Below are 6,620 nucleotides of genomic sequence, written 5' to 3'. Positions count from 1 at the left end.
GTCACCGGCGTCCCGATGGTCGCGCCGGTGGCGATGGTCTTCTGGTTCTCCACCGAGTACAGCCGGCCGCCGTTCTCCACCGCCAGCAGGAAGTAGGGGCCCTGCGTGCCGTGGAAGGTCTGCTTGAGACTGATCCGCGACCCGCCCTGACTGGTGATCTTGAAAGTGCCCTCGAACTTGTGCGCGCCGCTGGTGTAGTCGACGTAGCGGCGTTCCGCTCGGTCGTGCGACGAGCCGGACTTCGAACAGGTCAGCTGGAACGTCAGGTCACTGACCTTGGCGCACCCTTCCTGCTGCACCTTGAAGCTCGGCGAGTACTCCACCCAGGTCGCGGCCGGCGTCCGCGCCGATGCCGCGGGGGCGATCATCATCGTCACCCCGCAGACGGCGCCGCACAGGGCGGCCGCGTAACGCTTCACAGACATGTGCACCCCAAACGTTCATGTGGCTGAACCGGGTTGGGCGGGAAGCGAAGGCGAAGCTAGTGAGAGCACTCGCGAGCGTCAATGTGGAAAGCGCCTTCCAACCCGGCTCGGCCGTGCTCAGGGGTGGTGCGTTCACACTTGACTGAAAACGTTTTCATCGGCGTTGCATCCTGCTGCGCGGCGGTGGACGGCCGCGGTCCGCCCGGCGGGTCCATCGATGACGCCGATGACGCCATTCGGGCCGTCGGCGGTTCCCGTCATCCGCCTGTGAAACCTGCCGTCCGTCGGCGAGGCGTGACGGATGTGCGGCCGGGCGTCGTCGGTGGCCGGTGCCGGCGCGGCTGGTCGGAGTGCTGCTCGCCGTTGACGCCGTGCCCTGCTCTCGCACGTGAATGTCATCGCAGCGTTGACAATTCCAATGTCATCCTGCAAAATCGTGTTGTCCCGGCGGGGTAATCCGTGCCGGTCGACGCTGCGTTCCCACGGCGGCCGGCGTAACCTCATCTCGTGGTGCGAGCCAGCGGAACTGTGGACAATGCTCGCTGCCTCGGGCTTCACGACCATGTCTGTTGGAGCTTCGACGGCGGTGCCGAGTTCCGCCGCCATGCCCGCGATTTCCTGGCCGACGGACTCGCTCTCGGGCAACGCGTGTGCTACATCGGCGACGGCAGCGTGGAGACGCTGGAGGCCGAGCTGTGCGAGGCGAAGGGCATGGCCGGGGCGCTGCGCACAGGCGCGGCGAGCGTGATGCCGGTGTGGGGCATTTACCGTGCGGACACGATGATCGAGCCCGAGGCACAGGTCGCGCGGTACGTCGCGGCGACCGAGCGGGCGCTGGCCGACGGGTTCGCCGGGCTGCGGGTCGCGGCCGACGTGACCAGCATGGTCCGTCGTCCGGCCCAACTGGACGCGTTCGCCCGCTACGAGCACCTCATCGACCGCTACATGACGGCGCGGCCGTTCGCGGCGCTGTGCGGCTACAACCGCGGCCAGTTGGGCCGCGAGGCGGTGGCCCAACTGGCGTGCATGCATCCCAGCACCAGTCGCGGCGCCACGCCCTTCCGGCTCTACGGCTCGGCCGGCTGCTCGGCCGAACTGGCCGGCGAGCTGGATCTGCTCAGCGCCGACCTGTTCCCGCTCGCGCTGCGCCGCGCGGCCCCGGAGCCGCGTGCCGGGCGTGTGGTGCTCGACGCGTCCAAGGTGACGTTCATCGACCACCGCAGCCTGCTGGCCCTGGACGACCACGCCCGTGACCGGGGCATTACGCTGGAACTGCGCACCGGTCTGGCCACCCCGATCCACGTGATCGACGCGCTGAGCCTGACCGGCGTGCACGTGTAGCGGCCGCGCCGCGGGGTATCGCCTTCGATGAACGACATCGAAGGAGGAGACGTGACCACACCCCTCAACCCGCTCGCGGTGGTGACCGGGGCATCCAGCGGCATCGGCCTGGAACTGGCCCACCAGCTCGCGGCCAACGGCTTCGACCTCTTCGTCTGCGCGGAGGACGGCGAGCTGGCCATCGCCGCGGATGCGTTGCGCGCCAACAACGTGGCCGTGGAGGCCGTGCGGGCCGACCTGACCAAGCCCGACGGTGTCGAGCAGCTGGTCGAACGCGCGACGGCGACGGGCCGCCCGGTCGACGCACTGGTGATCAACGCCGGCGTCGGCGTCTCGGGGGCGTTCGTCGGCGATTCGACGCTGGCCGACCAGCTCTACGTCGTCGACCTCAACGTGCGCTCGGCGGTGCACCTGGCCAAGCTCCTGCTGCCGAACATGGCGGCCCGGGGCAGCGGCCGGGTCCTGTTCACGTCGTCGATCGCCGCTGTGATGCCGGGGCCGTTCCAGACCGTCTACAACGCCTCCAAGGCGTTCCTGCTCTCGTTCTCCGAGGCGCTGCGCGAGGAGCTCAAGGACAGCGGGGTCACCGTGACGGCGCTGATGCCCGGGCCGACGGACACGGAGTTCTTCGACCGCGCGGACATGGGCGACACCAAACTCGGGGCGTCCGAGGACAAGGACTCCGCCGAACTCGTGGCCAAACAGGGCTACGAGGCGATGATGGCCGGCAAGGACCGCGTCGTGGCCGGGTCGATGAAGAACAAGGCGCAGGTCGCGGCGGCGAAGGTGTTGCCGGACAAGGTGATGGCGGCCCAGCACCGCAAGATGAGCGAGCCGGGCAGCGCGGACGACTGATGGACAGCTCGCTCGCGCTGCTGGCCGAGGGCTACACGTGGCTGCCGGATCGCCGGCGTCGGTCACCGACGGTTCGGACCCGCCTGATGGGCCGCCGGGCGGTCGGTGTCGGGGGAGTGGACGCCGCGCGGTTCTTCTACGACGAAAGGAACATCCGCCGCCACGGGGCGATCCCCGAGCCGGTGCTGAGCACCCTGTTCGGGCATGGCGCCGTGCACACCCTGGACGGGCCGCCGCATCGGACGCGCAAGGCGATGTTCCTGTCGGTCATGGGACCGGACGGCGTCACCGACCTGGCCCACCGGGTCGCGGACGTCTGGGACGACACGGCGCCGTCCTGGCGCCGGGTGGTTCTGTTCGACGAGACCAGCCGGATCCTCACGCGGGCGGTCTGCGACTGGGCCGGCATCCCGGTGCCACCGGCCGAAATTCCCCGGCTCGCCGCCGACCTGATCGCCATGGTCGACGGCTTCGCCACCCCGGGGCTGCGGCACTTCACGGCCCGATCGGCCCGCAGGCGTCGGGAAAAGTGGTTCGCCGGCGTCACCGAGGGCTTCCTCTACGACGTCGTGTCGGCGCACATCCGCGACCCGCGCACCCGAGCGGTCGAGCTGCTCAACGTGGTCAGACCTACGGTCGCGGTGAGCTGGTTCGTGACGTTCGCGGCACACGCTCTGCACCGTTGGCCCAGGCACCGCGCGGATCTGGCGGCCGGCGGCGCGTTCGCCGAGGCCTTCGCCCACGAGGTGCGGCGCTTCTATCCGTTCGCGCCTTTCCTCGGCGGCCGCGCCGCCCGGGACCTGGTCTGGCAGGGAGAACCGATTGCCGCCGACACCCTCGTGCTGCTGGACCTCTACGGCCACAACCACGACCCCGAGCTGTTCCCCGACCCGTACGTCTTCGCGTCGGCCCGCTTCCTCGGCCACGACATCGGCCCGTTCGAGCTCGTGGCGCAGGGCGCCGGCGAGCCGGAGGCCAACCACCGCTGCCCCGGCGAGGGCATCTCGGTGTCGGTGCTCGCGACCCTGGCCGCCCGCCTGGCCCGGCTCGACCACGAGGTCCCGCCGCAGGACCTGACGATCCCGTTGGGCCGCATGCCGACCAGGCCCCGCAGCGGGTTCGTGCTCAGTTTTTAGGCTGCCGGGAGCTGTTGCCCTCGTCGGTGACGAAGGCGATCTTGTCGGCCAGGCCGGGGTGGCTGGTGTGCAGGTGTGGGAGCGCGTCGGTGAGCGGTCCGAGCAGCGCGGCGGTGTCGGACTCGCCGAGCGCCGCGGTCACGGTGTCCACGTGCTTCCGGGCGTCGTCATCGAGGGCGCCGTCGCCGTCGAGGGCGCTCACCTGCGCGGCCAGCTGCCGCAGCCCGATGGCGTTGTTCCGGGCCCACTGCGTGACGGCCCGATCCCCGGCGCGCCGGTCGCGCTCGGCCCGGACCCGCTGCTCGCCGGTGGTCGCCTCGCCCGTGTCGTCGGGGCGTAGCCGCAGGTAGCGGCGCTCGGCCGCCTGCCGACTGGCCACGCCCAGCGCCGGCGCGAGCTGGATCCAGCTCGCCCCGTGGGCCCGGGCCGCCGCGATCAGCCGCGGCTCCCACTCGGCCAGCTCCTCCCGCAGGTGCCGCAGCAGGGTCAACGCGGCCACGGCGTCGGCGACGCCGGCCTCGTCGTCCTCGGGAAATCCGAGCTTGCGGTGCGCGACCCGGTTGACCAGGCCCAGGTCGGTCAGCGCCGTGTCGCCGTCGCGCGCCTGCTCGTCCAGTGGCCGGTCGGCCAGCCGCCGCCGGGCCCGCTCGCGCTCGCTGCCCTCCATCACTCGTTCCTCCCTGTCGTCACTCGGACGACAGCCTAGCAGGGTCATCAGGATGACGACACAGAACTTGTCGTCCATTGGACGACATGTTGGAAAGGTGGTGCGCGTTGACACCAGACGACGGCCCGCTCGGTGTGTTCTCGCGCCAGTTGTTCCTGGGGGACGCGCTCGACGCCGACCGCATCGCCGCCCAGTACGAGCAGGGTGTGCTGACCATCCGCATTCCCGTCGCCGAGAAGGCCAAGCCCCGCAAGATCGCCATCGACGGCCACCACCCGGAGCCCAGGCAGATCGACGCCTGACCCCGAGATTCCCGTTCGGAAGGGACCATTCCTCCACTCGGAGTGGAGTAAGGACGCCTTCACCGCGCCGGCGAGAGGCAGGTGGGGCCCGGTCGACAGCTGAGTGCGAGTGAGCATCTCCCGTGAGACCCCGCCGGCCCGGTGCCGGCGGGGTCTCGCTGTCGTGGTTGTCGGCCCGCGCACGGGGTAGCCGAGGCCTGACGACATGGGAGGAAATCCGATGAAGGCAGTGACCTGGCACGGCAAACGGGACGTGCGGGTGGACACCGTGCCCGACCCGAGGATCGAGCAGCCGACGGACATCGTCGTGGGCATCACCTCCAGCGGCATCTGCGGCTCCGACCTGCACCTGTACGAGGTCCTGGGCCCGTTCCTGGAGGAGGGCGACATTCTGGGCCACGAGCCGATGGGCGTGGTCGAGGAGGTCGGCCCGGAGGTCACGGCGGTGCGGCCGGGCGACCGGGTGGTGATCCCGTTCAACGTGTCCTGCGGAACGTGCTTCATGTGCGGCCAGGGGCTGCACTCGCAGTGCGAGACGACGCAGGTGCACGAGCAGGGCAGCGGGGCGGCGCTGTTCGGCTACACCAAGCTGTACGGACAGGTCCCGGGCGGGCAGGCCGAGTTCCTGCGGGTGCCGTTCGGCAACACCCTGCCGATCAAGGTGCCGGACGGCCCGCCGGACGACCGGTTCGTGTACCTCTCGGACGTGCTGCCGACGGCGTGGCAGGCCGTGGAGTACGCGGCGATCCCGGACGGCGGCAGCGTGGCGGTGCTGGGCCTGGGGCCGATCGGCGACATGGCGTGCCGCATCGCGCAGCACCGGGGCGCGGGCCAGGTGATCGGTGTCGACCTGGTGCCGGAGCGGCTGGAGCGGGCCCGCCTGAACGGCGTGGACGCGCTGGACGTGCGCGATCCCGACCTGGCCAAGGTGATCCGCGACAAGACCGGTGGCCGCGGGCCGGACGCGGTGATCGACGCGGTCGGCATGGAAGCGCACGGCTCGCCGACGGCGCAGATGACGCAGCAGATGACGTCCCTGCTGCCGGACCCGGTGCAGGGCTGGCTGATGAAGCGGGTGGGGGTGGACCGCCTGCACGCGCTGTACCTGGCCATCGAGATCGTCCGTCGCGGCGGCACCATCTCGCTGTCCGGCGTGTACGGCGGCATGGCCGACCCGATGCCGATGCTGCGGATGTTCGACAAGCAGATCCAGCTGCGGATGGGGCAGGCCAACGTGCACCGCTGGGTGCCCGACATCCTGCCGCTGCTGGTCGACGGCGACCCGCTGGGCGTGGAGGGCTTCGCCACCCATCGGGTGCGGCTGGAGCAGGCCCCGGCCGCCTACCAGATGTTCCAGCAGAAGCGGGACGGGGCCGTGAAGGTGCTGCTGCAGCCCTGATCGGACCGGCCGCCGAAAAAGGCAGGTTTGAACGGCCGCCTCGCTGGCAACCCCGGCACAACTGGTGCGTGCCGCGCATGCCCGCCGCCTTGGCGGGGGGCATGATGTCGGGGTGACCGGTTTCAGCGCGGAAGAATCGAACAACGCGGAGGTAGGGTTGGCGACCGTCGCCGTGGAGCGTCCGGCCGACGACATCGCTGTCGTGCGGGTGGACGGCGAGGTCGACATGGTCACCGCGCCGGCGCTGGAGAGCCAGGTCGTCGCGTTGCTGGGGGAGAAGCTCCGGATGCTGGTCATCGACCTGACCGGGGTGCGGTTCTTCTCCTCGGCCGGCCTGGCCGTGCTGGCGCTGGCCCATCGCCAGGCGGACGAGGGCACGCAGCTGCGGGTGGTGGCGAACGACGCGGCGGTGCTGCGGCCGCTGGAGCTGACCGGCCTGACCGAGGACCTGTTCATCCGGGCCGATCTCAGGGCCGCGATGGAAGCATGAGCGGC

Annotated in this window: 7 protein-coding genes and 1 pseudogene; 6 read left to right on the top strand and 2 right to left on the bottom strand. The window is 70.7% G+C overall.

The annotated features are described in order from the left end of the window. A partial coding sequence (locus AB0M73_RS23815) for a hypothetical protein (protein ID WP_363894065.1) occupies positions 1 to 425 on the bottom strand: 425 nt, incomplete at its 3' end. 507 nt (positions 426 to 932) lie between these two features. Here AB0M73_RS23815 and AB0M73_RS23810 point away from each other — a divergent pair. The 3 genes from AB0M73_RS23810 to AB0M73_RS23800 are packed head-to-tail and all read left to right on the top strand — an operon-like array spanning position 933 to position 3,757. After that, a complete protein-coding gene (locus AB0M73_RS23810) occupies positions 933 to 1,766 on the top strand; it encodes an MEDS domain-containing protein (RefSeq protein WP_363894062.1) in 834 nt (277 codons plus the stop codon). A 51-nt stretch (positions 1,767 to 1,817) separates the two neighbouring features. After that, positions 1,818 to 2,621, top strand: coding sequence for an SDR family NAD(P)-dependent oxidoreductase (locus AB0M73_RS23805; RefSeq protein WP_363894059.1), 804 nt, complete (start codon positions 1,818 to 1,820; stop codon positions 2,619 to 2,621). After that, positions 2,621 to 3,757, top strand: coding sequence for a cytochrome P450 (locus tag AB0M73_RS23800; RefSeq protein WP_363894056.1), 1,137 nt, complete (start codon positions 2,621 to 2,623; stop codon positions 3,755 to 3,757). The genes AB0M73_RS23805 and AB0M73_RS23800 overlap by 1 nt, the downstream gene beginning before the upstream one ends. Here the strand turns inward: AB0M73_RS23800 and AB0M73_RS23795 are convergent. Continuing rightward, positions 3,747 to 4,427: an HSP18 transcriptional regulator gene (locus AB0M73_RS23795; RefSeq protein WP_363894053.1), complete on the bottom strand. Its 681-nt coding sequence runs from the start codon at positions 4,425 to 4,427 to the stop codon at positions 3,747 to 3,749. The genes AB0M73_RS23800 and AB0M73_RS23795 overlap by 11 nt on opposite strands. A gap of 116 nt (positions 4,428 to 4,543) precedes the next feature. Between AB0M73_RS23795 and AB0M73_RS23790 the strand changes: the two are divergent. The 3 genes and pseudogenes from AB0M73_RS23790 to AB0M73_RS23780 all read left to right on the top strand — a co-directional run. Next, positions 4,544 to 4,726, top strand: a pseudogene (locus tag AB0M73_RS23790) (Hsp20 family protein); the annotation flags it as partial. Between the two features lie 220 nt (positions 4,727 to 4,946). Then, positions 4,947 to 6,125: a zinc-dependent alcohol dehydrogenase gene (locus AB0M73_RS23785; RefSeq protein ID WP_363894050.1), complete on the top strand. Its 1,179-nt coding sequence runs from the start codon at positions 4,947 to 4,949 to the stop codon at positions 6,123 to 6,125. Between the two features lie 112 nt (positions 6,126 to 6,237). Beyond that, entirely contained in the window at positions 6,238 to 6,615 is a 378-nt protein-coding gene (locus AB0M73_RS23780; protein ID WP_363894047.1) for an STAS domain-containing protein, read from the top strand. Positions 6,616 to 6,620 lie beyond the last annotated feature (5 nt).

It is taken from the genome of Kutzneria sp. NPDC051319, from assembly GCF_040682195.1.
Classification (GTDB): Bacteria; Actinomycetota; Actinomycetes; order Mycobacteriales; family Pseudonocardiaceae; genus Kutzneria.
Note: the sequence above shows the minus strand (reverse complement) of the source record. Positions and strands in the feature narration are given on the sequence as shown.

Coding starts and splice junctions, on each gene's coding strand:
- AB0M73_RS23800 (WP_363894056.1), top strand. CDS start 2,621: ATGGACAGCTCGCTCGCGCTGCTGGCCGAGGGCTACACGTGGCTGCCG.
- AB0M73_RS23785 (WP_363894050.1), top strand. CDS start 4,947: ATGAAGGCAGTGACCTGGCACGGCAAACGGGACGTGCGGGTGGACACC.